This is a genomic window from Treponema putidum (assembly GCF_000755145.1).
GTDB classification, from domain to species: Bacteria; Spirochaetota; Spirochaetia; order Treponematales; family Treponemataceae; genus Treponema_B; species Treponema_B putidum.
Genome location: NZ_CP009228.1, coordinates 2,667,415 through 2,684,095 on the forward strand (window position 1 = coordinate 2,667,415; position 16,681 = coordinate 2,684,095).

The following is a 16,681-nucleotide window of genomic DNA, read 5'->3' on the forward strand; positions in this document are numbered from 1 at the left end:
CGCCTATGATAAATTTTGATTGGAGCTATATAAAATGAAAATAGGAATTTTTACCGATTGCTATTACCCTCAAATAAACGGAGTTATAACCTCCACGATGAACTTACAAAAAGAATTGGAAAAACTTAATCACGAAGTATATATAATTACAACAACTTTCCCTGGGTTTAAGGATGAGGATGAAAAACATATTATACGCATTCCTTCAATTCCGTTCTTTAAATGGTCGGAATTTAGAATAGGATTATTTTTAAAACATACAAAGGCATACAATAAAGTAAAGGCTTTAAATTTCGATATAGTGCATACTCAAACGGAATTTTCTATGGGCAATTTCGGTACTTACATTGCTAAAGACCTTAATATTCCCTCATTGCACACATATCATACAGTTTATGAAGAATATACCCACTATATTTCTAATATTGGAAAAATGCCTTTAAAAAAAATAGTGCGAAAATTCTCAAAACATTATATTGCCCATTTTTCAGGAATTATAGCCCCCACAGAAAAAACAAAGGACTTGCTTTTAAGCTATGGAGTAAAAAATAAAATTTATGTTGTCCCCACAGGAATAAATCTTGAAAAATTTAAAAAAAGTTTTACTGACACCGAAATAGACAACTTATTAAAATCTTTTAATATAAAAAAAGATTCATTTAAAATTATATTTTTAGGAAGAATCTCAAAAGAAAAAAATATTGAAACTTTGATTAATATAATGCCTGAAATAATAAACAAAGATAAAAATATTCAATTAATTATTGTAGGTGACGGACCTGATAGATTAAAACTTGAAGAAAAAGCAAAAGATTTGAATTTAGAAGATAATGTTATATTTACAAATAGAATTCCAAACGACAAAGTTCCCATATATTATAAAATAGCAGATATATTTATAAGTCCGTCAAAAACGGAAACACAGGGACTAACTATTCTTGAAGCAATGGCTGCAGGGATCCCCGTTTTGGTATATGATGACACAAATGTTAAGGGACTTGTGTTTCATAAAAAAAACGGTCTATTGTTTAAAGAAGACCATGAGCTTTTAGATAATATTAAATTTGCTTTACAAAACAAAGCAGAAATAAAACACTATGCAGAAGAAGCATTTAAGCTTGCCGATAATTTTTCGTCTGCTAACTTTGCAAAAAGAATAGAAAAAATTTATAAAGAATTAGTAAATTAGTCTGGTAAAATCTTAAAAAGCATTATATAATATTAGAGAGGGGGACGTCTATGACAAAAGTTCTTTCTATAATATTAGGAGGCGGAAAAGGAACACGTCTTTATCCGCTTACCATGCATCGATCTAAACCGGCTGTACCTTTTGGAGGCAAGCATCGGATTATCGATATTCCTCTTTCGAATTGTATAAATTCCGGTTTTAGGAATATTTATATTGTAACACAGTTTAACTCGGCATCTTTGCATATTCATATTGCAAAAGCCTACACTTTTGATACGTTTTCAAACGGATTTGTAGAGATTCTTGCAGCAGAACAAACTTTTGACAATACGGGCTGGTATGAAGGAACGGCCGACTCTATCAGAAAGAACCTTCATCATTTTAGACATCAAAATCCATCCCACTATTTAATTCTTGCAGGTGATCAGCTCTACCGTATGGACCTAAAAAAGTTTTTAGAATTTCACAATGAATCGGGCTCAGATATTACCGTGGCTTGCACCCCTGTGACAAGGGAAGACGCTTCAGGTTTCGGGATTATGAAGGTAAATGCGGATTCGGTAATTACCGAGTTCATGGAAAAACCGGGAACAGACAAAAACATAGATGATTGGAAAATCCCTGAAAAATCCCCTATCAAACCTGATGATCCTAATAAACTGTACCTTGCGTCAATGGGTATATACATTTTTAGTGCAAAGATTATGGAAGAGTGCCTAGACAGTGATTATACCGATTTCGGAAAAGAAGTTATTCCTGCAGCAATAAACAGCGGATACAAGGTCTCGGCTTTTCCTCATAACGGCTACTGGTCAGACATAGGAACAATAAAATCTTTCTATGATGCAACCCTTGACCTAACGGAGATAAAACCTAAATTCGACTTTTACGATGCTGAAAGGCCGATATACACCCATAACAGAAATTTACCGCCGTCAAAGGTAAACTATGCACACTTAAGCAGATCTATCTGCAGCGAAGGCTGTGTTATAACCAATTCCACAATAAATCATTCCGTAATAGGAGTCAGATCCATCATAGAAACGGGCAGCTTTGTAGAAGACTCTATCTGCATGGGAGCGGACTATTATGAAACACATGAGGAAAAAGAAGCTCGATTAAAAGAAGGCAGCCCCAGCTTGGGTATAGGAAATCATTGCAGAATACGTTCTGCAATAATCGACAAAAATGTACACATAGGTAATAACGTATCAATAGGTATGGACCAAATTCCGCCTGACGGAGACTACGGGTTTTATCATGTAATAGACGGAATCTATGTTATAATAAAAAATTCCATCATTCCGGATAATACGTCAATATAAAACTTTCCAGCCAAGGCCGGACTTGGCCATCAACATCAGTCGGATTCAGCTTCTAATCTGGCTGATGTGCTGTAGCTGTTTTCATAATCGTTATTTTCTTTAATGCTTATAGTTATATCATCGTCTTCTGCCGAAAAGTCAACAAAGGCTGTTTTTCCTTTTGAAAATTCTCCGTTTATTATTTTAATTGACAAAGCATCTTCTATCTTATTTTGAAGAAGCCTTCTCATAGGACGGGCACCATAGGCAGGGTCATAGCCCTTATCGGCAAAGAAGTCTTCAGCTTCCATTGAAAGCTCTATAAATAACCCCTGCTTGGCGATTCTATCTTCAAATGTTTTAAGTTCAAGTTCTAATATTCTTTTAATATCATCCTTATCCAATGGCCTAAAAACCAGCATCTCATCAATTCTATTTATAAATTCGGGAGATAAAAATTTTTTTATTTCGTTAAGAGCACTTGCTCTTATTTCAGAGTATGCCATAACTCCATCTCCTGTAAGATTAAAGCCCAGCTGCTGCTCCTTTATTATCGATTTAGATCCGGCATTGCTTGTCATAATTACAACGGTATTTTTAAAATTTACAAGATAGCCTTGGCTGTCTCTAAGCTCCCCCTCTTCCAGAATTTGCAAAAGAATATTAAATACATCAGGATGAGCTTTTTCTATTTCATCTAAAAGCAAAACAGAATACGGATTACGCCTTATCTTCTCTGTCAAAAATCCGCCGGACTCAAAGCCGACATATCCAGGAGGGGCGCCTATAAGTTTGGCCGCATTATGTTTTTCCATGTAATCACTCATGTCCACACGGATTAAGGCTTCCTTTGTGCCGAATAAAAATTCTGCCAGAGTTTTTGCAAGAAGAGTTTTACCTACACCGGTGGGCCCTAAAAATAAAAATGAACCTATGGGTCTATCAGGGGAGGAGATTCCTGCTCGGGAACGCCTTATAGCATTAGCAAGAAGAGAAACAGGTTCATCCTGACCTATGACCGTTTTTTTTAATTCTTCTTCCATATGCAGCATTCTTTCAACTTCATCTTGACCTAAACTGTTTACAGGAATATCCGTCATCATTGAAACAACGTCGGTTATATCCTTTTCAGTAACGTAAGAAATAGGATTTTGATAATCGTTTATCCACTTATTTTTGACATGATATAGATCATGCTTTAAATCCAATACTTCATCTCTAATCAAGGCAGCTTTTTCATAGTTTTGCATCTCAACCAATTCGGATTTTTCTGCCAACAAAAAATTAATTTTTTCTTCTATTTCAAAAAGCTCGCTCGGTTTTTTATCAATTATAATTTTTTTCATTGCACCGGCTTCATCCAAAACATCAATAGCCTTATCAGGAAAAAATCTGTCGGGAATATATCTCTTTGCATACTCAATTATCTTTGTAACCGTTTCCGGTTCATAAATTACATTGTGGTGTTCTTCGTATTTGTGTTTTATACCGCATATTATATCAAAGGTTTCTTGTGCATCAGGTTCTTTTACGGATATAACTTGAAAACGGCGTTCAAGGGCTAAGTCATTTTTAAAAAACCTTCTATATTCATCTATTGTTGTAGCCCCAATACATTGTATTTCTCCTCGTGCAAGAACAGGTTTTAAAATATTGGCAGCATCCATAGCTCCTTGCGATCCACCCGTGCCTATCAGGGTGTGAATTTCATCTATAAATAAAATTATATTTTTATTTTCTTTTACCTCATTTATAATCTGCTTTAACCGCTCTTCAAACTGGCCTCGGTACTTTGTACCCGCAATTACCGAAGCCAAATCCAGTGAAATTATGTTTTTGTTAAGAAGATTATGCGGAACATTGTCATTGATAATTGCAAAGGCTAATCCTTCAACAATGGAGGTTTTACCTATTCCGGGCTCCCCGACCAGAATAGGATTATTTTTTGTACGGCGGGAAAGTATTTGAATAAGTCTTTTTATTTCTTTTTCTCTGCCTATTATAGGGTCAAGAGAACCCGATTTAACCGTTTCAGTAAGATTGCGGCCGAATTCCAAGAGAGCCGAATTTTTGTTTTTTATGCTGTCGGATGTCTTGCTTACTTTAGCCGATACTGTTTGATCTATTAATTTTAAGACTGCAATTCTTATATCTTCCGTTAAGATACCGTACCTCATAAAAAATTCGGAAATTATCGAATTTTCTTCTCTAACAAGTGCAATAAGAATATGTTCTGTCCCTACAACACTGTGCCGCATAGTTCTGGCTTCTATGGTAGCAAGATCAATCAAAGTCTTAATTCTTCGAGAAGGAGGAATTTCGCCTATAATTCTATCGCCGCTGCGAACCGGAATATTTTGTTCTATAAATAACTGTAAATTCAAAATGTCTATATTTAACCGTTGCAGAATTAAATAAGCACGGCCAACCTTGTTTCTGATAAGAGCAGACAAAATATGCTCCGGTTGAAAAAGGTCTGCATTAACCCGTCTTGCCTCTTGTTGGCCGAAAAGAGTAAGCAGCTTATGAGCATCTTGTGAAAGACCTTGACACATATAACACCTCACATTATAATTCGGACTTTTGAACATAGTTCTTGAATGATATGAGCCCGATATTCTTCAATCGAGTAATCATTTAAGGCCTTATCGGATAGCAGCATATTACTGTTAAGCATCAAAAAGGCAAGATGCCCCATCTGAGCTTTAAAAACCATAGAATTACATTCTTCATTAGTAATACCCGTAATTAAGCCTAAATTTAAGCCCAATTTAATTTTAAAAACTATATCCGCCGCTTCCTTAAAGTCCATAAGTTTTGCAGCTTGAGATAAGGCAAGAGACCTCCTAAGCATATCTTCAAGTTTTAAAGTATTTTCATTTAAAAAAGTTTGTCTTAAATCTCTTTCCATTTTTATTATTTCATTTAAGCTCGAAATAAAGTCCATAATTTGGGTATCCTCATTATCTCCCGTCGATACGGCAGTTGAAATCAAAAAAAGGGCTCCTATAGAATTTTTTGAGCTGGGAGAAAAATAGCCTGCAACATTAAGATTATTTTTCTTCGTTAGTTCCAAAACATAAGCTATGGAATTTGAATATAATATTCCGGGCAGAGAACATAAAACCGAAAATTTTAAGCCGGTACCTATTCCCGTAATATCGGAAGATAAAAAACCTATTTCTTTATCTTCTGAAAATATAATTTTTTTCTGCATTTCCAATTCTATGGAGGAAGACCTTGCATATACGTCTTCAGTATCCAATCCAGAGGTAAAAGAAGATATATTTATATGATCTTCAAGATTTAAACCTACATAGAGAGAACCGTTTTCATGCATTATTACAGCTTTTTCCGATTTTGCAGGCATATCCGTAAAAAGGACTCCTTTTTCTTCAAGCAATTTTACGGAAAGAGGGCCTATGGATTTAAGTTTTAATTTTTTAAAATAAGCGGCATCTTTTAAAGAATCAAAAAAAGAAAAAACAAGCGAAATCACATCAGAAGAATCTGCAGTATCTATTTTATTAGGAAATAAAAAACCCGATATATTGCGTGCCAGATTGCAACGGCTATATAGGGCAACGTCGGTATCGGGACCGCCTTCTGCATACCAGCCGTCATACTTTGAGATCATTTTTCTTCTCCAAAGCTTTAAGCTCATCCCGCAAAGCGGCTGCCGTTTCATAATCTTCAATTTCGACGGCTTCCTTGAGCTTTTGGCGAAGTTCTTCACAGCAATTTTTTTCTTTAAAAGAATTATCTGAAGAACCTTGTAAAAGTCCCAAATATCTTAGATTTTTCTTTTTTTGTCCCAATATTTCCAAAATTTCGGCTCTAAAAAATGAAAAACATTCGGCACATCCTATTTTTTGCTTAGATTTTATATCGCTTAAAGACTGACCGCAAACAGGGCATTGAGCATATTTTTTGTCTTCGGACATGCTTGTATCGCTATTTTCCAAGAGTTTGGTTATAGAAATATCAATATTTTCAGAAAACATACCGAACCCAAGACGCCGCGAGCAGCTCAGACAAAGATAAATATGTTTAGTAACACCGTCTGTAACTTGTTCCACAGAAACTTTAGCCTCATTTAACTTACATATATCGCAAATCATAACATCCTCATAACTTTCTCATAATTTCTATAGGCTTTTCTTTTCCTGCTCTTACTGCAGGAACCAAACAAACTACTACAGATAATATTAACATAGAAACGGCTATTATGTAAAGATCAAAAAGGTTTAATTTTACAGGAATATATTCCAAATAATATGCAGGGTCTAAAAGATGAATTTCAAGCGGCTTTCCTGTTCCGTTAAAGAAGCTATAAAAAAAATTTTGAAGATAGTTTAAAATTTTTTCTACATAGGCAAATATTTCGTTTATATGTAAGGCCGTCAAAATCCCTAAGGGCATCCCCAAAATGATACCGCCCAAACTTGTTAAAAGGCCGGCAAGTAAAAAAGCAAGGCTTATAGACGAAGGATGAGCTCCGGCAGCTTTGAGTATGGCTATTTCCCGCCGTCTTTCCATAACAAGCATAACAATAGCAGATGAAATATTGGCAGAAGCGACTAAAACAATCAAAAACATTATAAACATCAATATATTTTTTGTGGTCTTAAAAGAAACAAAAGAAGAACGGTTTAAATCGGACCAAGCATATATCGAAAAAGTTTCGGGTAATATCGAGCTTAATTTTAATTGAAGAGCCTGCATCTTATCTTCATCAAATGGGTCCTTGGTCGAAACTACTATTGATGTCAAAGAAGAAGTCAACGGCATAATCTTCAAGCCCTCCTCCAAAGGAATAAAAACCCATAGAGCATCCAGCTCTTGATAGCCTGAAGATATAAGGCCTGAAATTTTAAATGAACTTACGCGGGGAATTGTTTTACCTTTTTCGTTTTTGTTTAAGGTTATGATTCTGCATGTATCCCCTACTTTTAAACCGAGCTTTTCCGCTATGGCTGTTCCCAAAATTGCAGACTTATTATTTTCAAATTCGAGAGAACCGGATATGACCTTTATCAGATTACAAGCTCTACTATTTTGAGTAAAAAACTCAGGCTCTACTGCACGGATAGTACCTCCGCTTCTTCCGTTTTTACCGATAACCAAACCGTTTCCCTGCCTTTCAATCCAAGCATTTTCAACAAAGTCATCTTTATTAAAATCAAGAATCAATGAGCGCACATTTTTTTCGGTTTCGGCATTTTTATAACTTGCGATAGGCCTCATATCTATAGCTTGCAGATGTCCCGTTCCAAGCTCGATTGTGCGGGAAGTTATTCCTTGAATCATACCGTCAGAGACAACCAAAACTACAATAAGGGGAACTATACTTATGCCTATCCCTAAAACGGCACCGAATAAACTTTTACGGGCATTGGAAACCGTCTTTCCCGAACCTATACCTAAAAATCTAAATGCCATTTTTATAAAGACTAAATTTTTCATACTTCTTCCAAACTACCCTTATAAAGTTTATAAGAAATATCCGTCATTGAGGCGATATTTTGATCATGGGTAACAAGAACCAAGGTCTTTTTGTGTTTATCGACTACAGAAAATAAAAGGTTTTGAACAGTCTCGGCATTTGCAGGGTCTAAGTTTCCCGTGGGTTCATCAGCAAGAATGAGTGATGGGCTGTTTATCAAGGAGCGGGCAACGGCAACTCTCTGTCTTTCGCCTCCAGACAGCTGAGAAGGAAAATGATTTTTGCGTTCGGCTAATTTTACATCCTCCAAAAGGGAGAGAGCCTTTTCTTTTATTTCTTTTTTTGATCTGCCTGCAATAAGGGCGGGAAGCATCACGTTTTCAAGAGCCGTAAAATCCTTTAATAAATAATGAAATTGAAAAACCAGACCTAAAAACGAGCTTCGATATTCGGTAAGAGATTTTTCATCAAGGGAATGAACTTTATAAGCACCTGCAATAATCTCACCGCTGTCTGCCGATTCAAGACCGCCCAGTATATTTAAAAAGGTACTTTTACCCGAACCGGATTCACCTGTAATCGAAATCTTTTTCCCTTCTTCAATAGAAAAATTCAGTTTATCGAATATTACAAGTTTTTCGCTTGCCGAAGAAAATATTTTGGTTAAACCTGAAATTAAAACTATATCCCTACTCATAGCGTAATACCTCCGCCGGCTTTAATTTTAATATCCGTCTCGCAGCTATCATAGCCGCTGCGGATGAGGAAAAAATGCCGAACAAAAAAATCAATAAAATTTCATTAAAAAATATTCTAACCGGAACGGTCTCCATGTAAAAATAGACAGGACTAAAAACGGCAAAATCCGCATCGGACGAATTTTGAAACAATACGGACACAAAATTCAAAATCGAATTTACTGCATTTTCTATTAAATTAAAAATAGAATTTATTTGAACCGAGAGCAAAAGTCCCAATAAAAGACCGGCACTTGCACCTATCAAACCTATTGTAAAACCGTTTGCAATAAAAAGGGCCTGTATATGTTTGGAGTAAGCACCAAGAGAAGCAAGAACGGAAATTTCTTCTCTCCTCTCATAAATTGAGCGCCTCATTCCGTTATAAATATTAACTGAAACAACCAAAAAAATTAAAATGACCAAAAGCATCATCATATTTTTTTCTATTCTAAGAGCTCCGAAAAAAGCATGATTATAAGAGCGCCATGATTCCGCTTTTAAATTAAGAGAGGAAGCATTTAAGGATGATATATAGGCGGCATCATTGTTTTGGTTTTGTAATTTGACGGAGGCATAGAGCTTCGATTCTTTTCCGAATAACTTTTCTCCGTTTTCTAAAGACATAAAGGCAAAAGAAGAGTCGACCTCATAATATCCCGTTTTAAAAATACCTGTAACAATTAAGTCTTGATTTTCAGGAAAAAGACTTGTTTCGGATGAGCCTGAAACGGCTATGATATTTACATTGTCCCCTACTTTTATCCCGATTTGGCGGGCTAATTCATAACCTAAAACTACCGCATTTTCTTTTGAAATGTTAAAGGAACCTGAAGACATTTTTAACGCATCGGCAAGCTCTTTATCTTTTTGCATTATATCTTCTTCCACTGAACGGATTAAAACACCGTGCTGTTTACCGTAATTTCCCTGCATAAGAGTTTGCGATTCTTGAAACACAAAAAAGGCCTTATGGAGTTTTAAATTTTCGGCTTTTTTTAGGTCATCTATTTCGCCGTACAACCTTATATGCCCCGAACTAACTTGTAAAATTGTATCTATGTATCCCATCTGGAGACCGTTCATTATGGATAAAACAACAGTCAAGACCATTACGCCGAAGGCAATCCCCAAAACAGAAAAAAGAGTAGAGATGGAAGAGCGCCCCTTTGTATCTGCTGAATTAAATCTATTTAAAACAAAAAAAATCCATCCATAATTATTCTTTTTCATTTTATATTTCTTCCTCTATTACACCGACTTCTTTTCCATATTCGAATAAATGAACTATCTTTTTATCCGTCATATATTCCGTGTAAGAAATTTTATTTCCGTTCACAAAGTCGGTTTTAGATTTTGTTTTATTTTCAGACCCGTATTCATATTTTGAAATATATTCGGTTCCTTCTTTTTTTAAAAAGGACTCTATCAATAAATTGTTTTCGTTATAAGTATAAATATTTTTTTCAAGTTCGTTTTTACCTTCTGCATCATAAATGTTTTTTTCCGTTTCCATTCTTTTTTTATTATATTTTATTTTGATAAGTTTATCCGATAAAAAAATATCGCAAGAATCAAGATAATCTTCTTTGTAGGTATATGTTTTTTTTTCTATGAGCTTATCTTTTTCATATAGAACGGAAAGAAGAGGCCTGCCGTGGTCATCAAGTTCTTCAAAAAACCATCGGTCTCCGAAACCGGTTGTAAGCCCTGAGCTTTGAATAGAGTAAAATCCGTTATCGGGTTCTTCTTCAGCTTTTTTAGCTTCATCTTCTTCAGCAATTTTTTTTTCTTCGGATTTAGTTTTATCTTCTTCAGCATTTTCTACGGGAATTTTATTTTTAACATCATCGGCATTTTCCGTTCCGTCTGCAAAAATAAAAAGAGAAAAAACAAGTAAAAAAGGAAAAAACGTTTTTTTAAAATTCATTTATATTTTTCCGATAAATTCCTTTACATAGCTTTCGGCGGAAAACGGCGATATATTTTCATATTTTTCACCCGTTCCTACAAAAACCATAGGAAGATTAAGCTCTTTTCCTACAGTAACGGCAACACCGCCCTTTGCTGTAGAGTCATACTTTGTTAAAAAAACGGCATCAACTCCTATCGCTTCGTGAAAAACTTCGGCTTGCCTTAAACCGTTTTGACCGGTAGTTGCATCCAATACCAGTATCTTTTTATAGCAGCCTTCAGAAGCCTTTGTTTTTGCAATCCGGTCTATTTTTTGAAGCTCCCTAACCAGATTTTCCTTATTATGAAGCCGCCCTGCCGTATCTGCAAGAACAAGGCCTCCGCCTGAGGCAGCCATAGCATCTCCTGCATCAAAGATAACTGCACCCGGATCCCCCCCGTGCTGATGAGCGACAACTCTCACATCATTTTTTTCACCGTGAAATTTCAGCTGTTCGATTGCAGCAGCCCTAAAGGTATCTCCCGCAGCCAAAATAATAGGAATGCCGGATTTTTCTTTATAATAATGAGCCATCTTTCCTATAGATGTTGTCTTTCCAACTCCGTTTACACCTAAAACAAGGTAAATGGAAACCTTGCCTGCTTCAGGATTTAAGGAACAGACCTTTACATAGGGTAATAAAATTTTGTAAAGAGAATTTAAAACATCTTCTTCAGAAACAAGTTTTTCTCTTTTACAAATTTCCCGTAAGGCCTTTTCAATTTCAAGAGCGGTTTTTGGCCCAATATCACCTTCGATTAAAGTATCCGTTAATTCTTCAAAAAAGGTCTCATCAGGCCCCTTATATAAACCGAACAATTTTTTTAATCCGTCGGCAAAACTTTTATTTTTCATTTTTATTCTCCTCGGCATTAATGGTAACATCATTATCCGTTTTAACTTCAGAATAAACAGGCTCGGCATAATCTGGTTTTATTTTTCTTGGTAATGCCTTATCCGTTTTTACAAGATAAATTATCAATTGAATAAAATAATTTACACCCAAAACAATAGTAATACCTTGAAAAACATTTTGAGTCATTCCAAATCTGTTTATACGGTCAACCTCGGACTGTGTATAGGGAAGTTTACGGTTTTGAAAAGCATATATTTGGTCATCTAAACTTGCTTTTAAAATCATAGTTATGGGCAGGCTTATGTAAAAAGCGCCTAAAGACCAATACAATATTTTTCTTTGAGTTTCAATGGAATCTTTTATGTTTTTTTTGTTTAATTTTATAATCATATTTCTAACATTATTCGATAAAAGAATATCCGGAGAGGGTTCAAAAAAGCCGAAGGTATGAACTCCTTTTTCTTCAAACTCTAAAATAGACTTTGTTTTGGGCAAATCTATAATACCAGGTATCCTAATAGAATATCGGGATTTAAAAAATAAATCGGGCGCGGCACTTTTTAGATTAAAACCGATTTTTAAAGTTTCAGCTTGTTTTAAATTTATTTTCAAGGTATATGAGTCTTTATCTTTTAATTCTATTTTTTTTGTTTCTTCAACATAATTTTCCGCAGAAGCGCTTACTTGATAAACACCTTCACGCAAAATTACGGGCTTTGAAAAATCATTTATCAATTTACTGTCAATATAAACTTTTGCATTTTTAGGACTTACATCAAAAAATATTTTAACTTCTTTTGTATTTTGTATAATTGTGTATATTTGGCGGGCAATAGTTTCAACAACAGTTTCAACATCATCATATCTCCCTGCTCCTGAGAATTCGTAAACCTTCATTCCGGGAAGACCTGTATCCAAATAAGCGGTTATTACCATGTAGCCTGAAATATCTTTTACCGATCCGTAAATAATGGCCGATATGTTTTCTTTTTTTAAATTTTCACCTAAATTAGAATTTTCCGGTATTTTATATAAAGTTTCTCCATGCTTCCACAAACTTATAGCTTTAGGATCACCGGAAGTAAAAAAACGGGTATCTTCTATTTTTATGTCTATGTCGGCAGCATAAATATCTTTTTCTTTTTTTAAAATTTCTTCTTTAAGTTTTTTTTCTTTTTCGTCTTTAGTTTTTTTGTCTTCAACCGATAAAAAAAGGTCATCCCTGTCTTTGATAAGTTTTGCTCTTTCTTTTATAAGTCTAAGTTTTTTATTTGAAACTTCCATCAGAGCTCTCATTTTTTTTTCTTCAAATGGAACTATTCTTTTTGCTCCTGTGTCCATATAAATTAAAAACATTTCAGGCACTATTGTTTTATAACTTTGATAAGAAGACGGAAGGTCTTCCGTTTTAAATTCCGAAACGGCAATAGTCCAATCGGAATTGGGATTTTCACTCTTTTGGGCACACAAATCAAAAGACATAAAAAAAAGTATAAATAATATAAAAGAAGTTTTAACCCTAGAAAAAAAAATCATAAGCAGTTTATAACTCCTTTTTCGGTAAAGGGACGCAGTAAAAAATCCGCAGCTCCGCATATAAGGGATTTTTCAACCAGATTTTCATCCCCGATGGAAGCAACTGCAACAAATTGGGTCTCGGGGCTCCTTTGTCTAAAAATAGCCGTATCCGTAAAAAGGCCTGCATCAAAAAAAACAAGCCTGACATTTTCATTTATTAACGTATTTATAAGAGATGCCTGAGGTAATATCTTAACAGCCTCTTTTACATGAGAACAGCATATCATTCTTATTTGAGATGCTAAAAATTCCGACTTGCATACAATGCAGATCATAGAGCTTCGTCCTCATCAATGCTCATATCTTCGATTTTTGTGTTTAAAAAACTGTTTATAAATTCGTCTATACCGCCGTCCATTACTGCTTGAATATTTCCCGTTTCACATTTTGTGCGGTGGTCCTTTACCATTGTATAAGGCTGAAAAACATAAGACCTTATCTGGTTCCCCCATGATATGCCTTTTTTTTCGGCTGCAAATTTCATATTTTCTTTTTCTTTTTGTTCTTCATAATAATTATAAAGTCTTGATTTTAGAACATTCATAGCGGTGGCCTTGTTGCTGATTTGGCTCCTCTGTGTTTGACAGGCTACAACTATTCCGGTAGGAATATGGGTAATACGCACAGCCGAATCGGTTTTGTTTACATGCTGGCCTCCGGCTCCTCCTGCACGGTAGGTATCAATACGCAAGTCTTCAGGGCGTATGTCCACCTCTATTGTATCATCAAGAACAGGAAAAACAAAAACTGAGGTAAAAGATGTATGTCTCCTCCCGTTGGAATCAAATGGGCTGATACGTACCAGCCTATGAATCCCCGTTTCACTTTTTAAAAGACCAAATGCAAAATCTCCTGAAATTTGAAAAGTCGCAGATTTAATTCCGCCTTCGGCTTCAATAAGGTCTATTGTTTCTGTTTTAAAACCTCTCGATTCACACCAGCGTAGATACATGCGCACAAGCATACTGGCCCAATCGCAGGCCTCCGTCCCGCCTGCCCCTGCGTGGACTGTAAGATAAGCATCGTTTTTATCGACTTCTCCGGAAAGTAAGCTCAATATGCTTAATTTTTTATATTTTTCATAAATAGAGTTGTAAGTTTCTTCAACTTCATTAGATAGCTCGTCATTTTCAGATTCTTCAGAAAGCTCCATTAAAACTTCCAAATCCGAAATCTCATCCATAAGCTCCTGCCAAGGATAAATTCTATTTTTGAGAGCCTTTATTTCTCCCATAATTTTTTCGGCCCTTTTACTGTCATTCCAAAAATCAGGAGCCAGTGTTAGAGCCTCCTTTTCTGCAATTTTCGCCTTTACCGCATCAGAGTCAAAGACGCCCCCAAATATCATAAATATCGTTTTTTAAGTCTTCCAAATTCGATCTATAATCTTCCATAAAAGTTTTAATTCTCCAATTACTTTGCAGGCGGGCGGACAAGCACCCTCCTCCATTTTTTTTTATAAAGCGTAGTTACGGCAAGCACCTCTTGAATAGGGTATTGGTAAAGGCGGACTATATCATAATAGTCGGTAACGCGGTCTATATCCTGCTTTAAGGTAACAAGGCCTTCATCATTGATTGTTACCGATTCCCAACAGGCATGCTGAACCCTTTCAAAGCCGTTGGCCGTTAGGACTTCTGCGAGATGAGAAGCCGATTCCTTCCCTCCCGGGTCTATAACAACTGAAACAAACATAAGGATAGAATACGACAAAAGAGAAAAATTGTCAAACCCCTTTCAATAGTTTGTCAATAGTTTTAACATATTTTAAATGGAACCTCTAAAAACCTATGTTTTAGAGTCTTACCTTAAATTTAATTTTTCCAACCGTTCTTATCTCGCTCTTATCTCGCTCTTAGCCTCGACAAAAATTTAAAAAAGCGGTATAATGCCCGTAATGAAAAAAACACTAATTCAAACTAAACTTTTTTCTTTTGAAGATAAAAAGTACAAGGACTTTAATAAAAAGCTGATTCCCAATATTGACGAAAATACGATGATAGGAATCAGAACTCCAGTCTTGCGTAAATTTGCAAAAGATTTTTTTAGAGCCGAACCGGAACAGGTTTCGGCCTTTATGAAGGAAGTGCCTCACAAATATTTTGAAGAAAACAACCTGCACGGCTTTTTTATTGAAAACATAAAAGATTTTGATGAGGCGGTAAAAGAAACGGAAAAATTTTTACCATATATCGACAACTGGGCAACCTGCGACAGCTTCTCTCCTAAGATATTTAAAAAGCACCATGAAGAAATTTACAAAAAAATTTTGATATGGATAAAATCAAAGCACACCTATACCGTTAGGTACGCTATAGGTCTTTTATTATCGAATTATCTTGATGAATATTTTAAACCTGAAATGTTGGAGCTTGTTTCAAAAATCAGATCCGATGAGTACTATGTAAATATGATGATAGCTTGGTATTTTAGCTTTGCCCTCATCAAGCAATACAAAACGACCCTCCCCTACATCGAAAACAAAAAGCTTGATACCTTCACTCACAACAAGGCTATTCAAAAAGCCATCGAAAGCTACCGAATTACGAAGGAAGTAAAGGAGCTTTTAAGGGGGATGAAGGTGGAGGGTTAAGGCTTATGTTAGCCGTTCTTCTACTACACCCCAATCTTCAATTTTGCTTTAAGAGCATTTTGCAATTCTTGCGAAAAATTAAGATTGGCAGTTTCGGCAGCTTCTGCAAGCCATGCGGGAAGCGATACATTTTTTCGCACAGCCCTAGAATATGTCATAGCTTGATATTTTTTTGTATCAGCTTTGATAATAGAAAGTGTATCATTTTGAGTATGTATAATTTTCTGTTGAGGTGTCGCATTAGGAATATCAAAGCCTTCATCTTCTGCAACACAAAGCCAAGCTGACATTGCATCCTCCATTTGCTTTATTGCATCCTGTAAGTTTTTACCGGTTGTTATGCAGCCTTTAAGGTCAGGTACCCGTGCATACACCTTATCCTTTTCTTCCGTAAAAATAGCAGTATAAACATATTTCATTTTTTAGCTCCATATTCAATCTCTTTTTGAATGTACCGCAAGTCATTTTTATCAAAACTATGTCTTTTAAGCGGAATAGAACATCTTAACTCGGTGTTATAATATATATCGTGATTTGCTCCATGCCGTTTTAAAAAATACCCTGCTTTTTCTAATGCTTTTATCGCCTGCATTCGTTCATATTAGAAGTATACACAATTATTACACATTCCGTCAAGATTATTTTCTCACCCAAAAATTCTCAAATTCAAGACTTGACAAATAATCGTTTATATACTAGTATACCCTTATGGTAAAACTGATTTTAAGCGGCTTACAATTTGATTTTTCTCAAAGCTCAAATTTGATGCTGAAAAATACCGATAAAAATGTTAGCCTAAGTTTACCCCCCCCCATTTTCTCTATTAATTCTAATATCTCTAATCGGTAGATTTTTATTTTATTTTTGTTCTCACATAAAGAATTCTATTTGCAAAATAATTAAACTGCAAATAAGACAAGAAGAATTTAAAATATATGGTATTACTATATTCTTTTACCAACTTTTTAATTACACAAATTTTTATAATCGAAGATATGTTAGGTTGACGAGTTATTCTCTTGAA

At 35.2% G+C, this 16,681-nt stretch carries 17 protein-coding genes; 3 read left to right on the forward strand and 14 right to left on the reverse strand.

Going from position 1 to position 16,681, the window contains the following annotated elements:
- Positions 1-34 precede the first annotated feature (34 nt).
- Both JO40_RS12155 and JO40_RS12160 read left to right on the forward strand, forming a co-directional pair.
- Entirely contained in the window at positions 35-1,189 is a 1,155-nt protein-coding gene (locus JO40_RS12155) for a glycosyltransferase family 4 protein (RefSeq protein ID WP_044979537.1), read from the forward strand.
- A gap of 50 nt (positions 1,190-1,239) precedes the next feature.
- Complete coding sequence (locus JO40_RS12160) at positions 1,240-2,514, forward strand: glucose-1-phosphate adenylyltransferase (RefSeq protein WP_044979538.1); 1,275 nt, start codon at positions 1,240-1,242, stop codon at positions 2,512-2,514.
- A 35-nt stretch (positions 2,515-2,549) separates the two neighbouring features.
- On the opposite strand, the gene JO40_RS12165 is transcribed toward JO40_RS12160, so the two are convergent.
- The 12 genes from JO40_RS12165 to JO40_RS12220 form a co-directional block, all read right to left on the reverse strand.
- A complete protein-coding gene (locus JO40_RS12165; RefSeq protein WP_044979539.1) occupies positions 2,550-5,048 on the reverse strand; it encodes an ATP-dependent Clp protease ATP-binding subunit in 2,499 nt (832 codons plus the stop codon).
- A gap of 8 nt (positions 5,049-5,056) precedes the next feature.
- Complete coding sequence (locus tag JO40_RS12170) at positions 5,057-6,130, reverse strand: ATP--guanido phosphotransferase (protein WP_044979540.1); 1,074 nt, start codon at positions 6,128-6,130, stop codon at positions 5,057-5,059.
- Positions 6,114-6,614, reverse strand: coding sequence for a UvrB/UvrC motif-containing protein (locus tag JO40_RS12175; RefSeq protein WP_044979541.1), 501 nt, complete (start codon positions 6,612-6,614; stop codon positions 6,114-6,116). Before JO40_RS12175 ends, JO40_RS12170 begins: the two co-directional genes overlap by 17 nt.
- A gap of 7 nt (positions 6,615-6,621) precedes the next feature.
- Positions 6,622-7,959 carry an ABC transporter permease gene (locus JO40_RS12180; protein ID WP_044979542.1) on the reverse strand — a complete coding sequence of 446 codons (1,338 nt, stop codon included), beginning with the start codon at positions 7,957-7,959 and terminating at the stop codon, positions 6,622-6,624.
- Positions 7,956-8,636: an ABC transporter ATP-binding protein gene (locus tag JO40_RS12185; protein ID WP_044979543.1), complete on the reverse strand. Its 681-nt coding sequence runs from the start codon at positions 8,634-8,636 to the stop codon at positions 7,956-7,958. Before JO40_RS12185 ends, JO40_RS12180 begins: the two co-directional genes overlap by 4 nt.
- The gene (locus JO40_RS12190; RefSeq protein ID WP_044979544.1) at positions 8,629-9,909 is read right to left on the reverse strand and encodes an ABC transporter permease; all 1,281 of its coding nucleotides are present in this window, start codon (positions 9,907-9,909) and stop codon (positions 8,629-8,631) included. The genes JO40_RS12185 and JO40_RS12190 overlap by 8 nt, the downstream gene beginning before the upstream one ends.
- A gap of 1 nt (position 9,910) precedes the next feature.
- Positions 9,911-10,606: a hypothetical protein gene (locus JO40_RS12195; protein ID WP_044979545.1), complete on the reverse strand. Its 696-nt coding sequence runs from the start codon at positions 10,604-10,606 to the stop codon at positions 9,911-9,913.
- A complete protein-coding gene (gene ftsY, locus JO40_RS12200) occupies positions 10,607-11,485 on the reverse strand; it encodes a signal recognition particle-docking protein FtsY (RefSeq protein WP_044979546.1) in 879 nt (292 codons plus the stop codon).
- On the reverse strand, positions 11,475-13,022 hold the full coding sequence (locus JO40_RS12205) for a PEGA domain-containing protein (protein WP_044979547.1): 1,548 nt from the start codon (positions 13,020-13,022) through the stop codon (positions 11,475-11,477). The genes ftsY and JO40_RS12205 overlap by 11 nt, the downstream gene beginning before the upstream one ends.
- Positions 13,019-13,339, reverse strand: a complete 321-nt coding sequence (locus JO40_RS12210; RefSeq protein WP_044979548.1) for a response regulator — start codon at positions 13,337-13,339, stop codon at positions 13,019-13,021. Before JO40_RS12210 ends, JO40_RS12205 begins: the two co-directional genes overlap by 4 nt.
- Positions 13,336-14,458, reverse strand: a protein-coding gene (gene prfB, locus JO40_RS12215) for a peptide chain release factor 2 (RefSeq protein ID WP_245608907.1) whose coding sequence is annotated in 2 segments (ribosomal slippage) — positions 13,336-14,391 and positions 14,393-14,458 — 1,122 coding nt in all. Because the reading frame shifts where the segments join, the coding sequence is not laid out codon by codon here. Before prfB ends, JO40_RS12210 begins: the two co-directional genes overlap by 4 nt.
- Positions 14,459-14,477: 19 nt before the next feature.
- Positions 14,478-14,759 carry a CRISPR-associated protein Cas2 gene (locus JO40_RS12220; protein ID WP_044979549.1) on the reverse strand — a complete coding sequence of 94 codons (282 nt, stop codon included), beginning with the start codon at positions 14,757-14,759 and terminating at the stop codon, positions 14,478-14,480.
- Positions 14,760-14,961: 202 nt separating this feature from the next.
- Here JO40_RS12220 and JO40_RS12225 point away from each other — a divergent pair, with 202 nt between their 5' ends.
- Positions 14,962-15,657: a DNA alkylation repair protein gene (locus tag JO40_RS12225; RefSeq protein WP_044979865.1), complete on the forward strand. Its 696-nt coding sequence runs from the start codon at positions 14,962-14,964 to the stop codon at positions 15,655-15,657.
- A 23-nt stretch (positions 15,658-15,680) separates the two neighbouring features.
- On the opposite strand, the gene JO40_RS12230 is transcribed toward JO40_RS12225, so the two are convergent.
- Positions 15,681-16,076, reverse strand: a complete 396-nt coding sequence (locus JO40_RS12230; RefSeq protein WP_044979550.1) for a type II toxin-antitoxin system HicB family antitoxin — start codon at positions 16,074-16,076, stop codon at positions 15,681-15,683.
- Positions 16,073-16,249 carry a type II toxin-antitoxin system HicA family toxin gene (locus JO40_RS14030; RefSeq protein WP_144242290.1) on the reverse strand — a complete coding sequence of 59 codons (177 nt, stop codon included), beginning with the start codon at positions 16,247-16,249 and terminating at the stop codon, positions 16,073-16,075. The genes JO40_RS12230 and JO40_RS14030 overlap by 4 nt, the downstream gene beginning before the upstream one ends.
- Between the last annotated feature and the right edge of the window lie 432 nt (positions 16,250-16,681).

Bases quoted from the DNA above. Each gene is read 5' to 3' on its own strand.
- JO40_RS12155 (WP_044979537.1), top strand. From the start codon at position 35: ATGAAAATAGGAATTTTTACCGATTGCTATTACCCTCAAATAAACGGA.
- JO40_RS12160 (WP_044979538.1), top strand. From the start codon at position 1,240: ATGACAAAAGTTCTTTCTATAATATTAGGAGGCGGAAAAGGAACACGT.
- JO40_RS12165 (WP_044979539.1), bottom strand. From the start codon at position 5,048: ATGTGTCAAGGTCTTTCACAAGATGCTCATAAGCTGCTTACTCTTTTC.
- JO40_RS12170 (WP_044979540.1), bottom strand. From the start codon at position 6,130: ATGATCTCAAAGTATGACGGCTGGTATGCAGAAGGCGGTCCCGATACC.
- JO40_RS12175 (WP_044979541.1), bottom strand. From the start codon at position 6,614: ATGATTTGCGATATATGTAAGTTAAATGAGGCTAAAGTTTCTGTGGAA.
- JO40_RS12180 (WP_044979542.1), bottom strand. From the start codon at position 7,959: ATGAAAAATTTAGTCTTTATAAAAATGGCATTTAGATTTTTAGGTATA.
- JO40_RS12185 (WP_044979543.1), bottom strand. From the start codon at position 8,636: ATGAGTAGGGATATAGTTTTAATTTCAGGTTTAACCAAAATATTTTCT.
- JO40_RS12190 (WP_044979544.1), bottom strand. From the start codon at position 9,909: ATGAAAAAGAATAATTATGGATGGATTTTTTTTGTTTTAAATAGATTT.
- JO40_RS12195 (WP_044979545.1), bottom strand. From the start codon at position 10,606: ATGAATTTTAAAAAAACGTTTTTTCCTTTTTTACTTGTTTTTTCTCTT.
- ftsY (WP_044979546.1), bottom strand. From the start codon at position 11,485: ATGAAAAATAAAAGTTTTGCCGACGGATTAAAAAAATTGTTCGGTTTA.
- JO40_RS12205 (WP_044979547.1), bottom strand. From the start codon at position 13,022: ATGATTTTTTTTTCTAGGGTTAAAACTTCTTTTATATTATTTATACTT.
- JO40_RS12210 (WP_044979548.1), bottom strand. From the start codon at position 13,339: ATGATCTGCATTGTATGCAAGTCGGAATTTTTAGCATCTCAAATAAGA.
- JO40_RS12220 (WP_044979549.1), bottom strand. From the start codon at position 14,759: ATGTTTGTTTCAGTTGTTATAGACCCGGGAGGGAAGGAATCGGCTTCT.
- JO40_RS12225 (WP_044979865.1), top strand. From the start codon at position 14,962: ATGAAAAAAACACTAATTCAAACTAAACTTTTTTCTTTTGAAGATAAA.
- JO40_RS12230 (WP_044979550.1), bottom strand. From the start codon at position 16,076: ATGAAATATGTTTATACTGCTATTTTTACGGAAGAAAAGGATAAGGTG.
- JO40_RS14030 (WP_144242290.1), bottom strand. From the start codon at position 16,249: ATGCAGGCGATAAAAGCATTAGAAAAAGCAGGGTATTTTTTAAAACGG.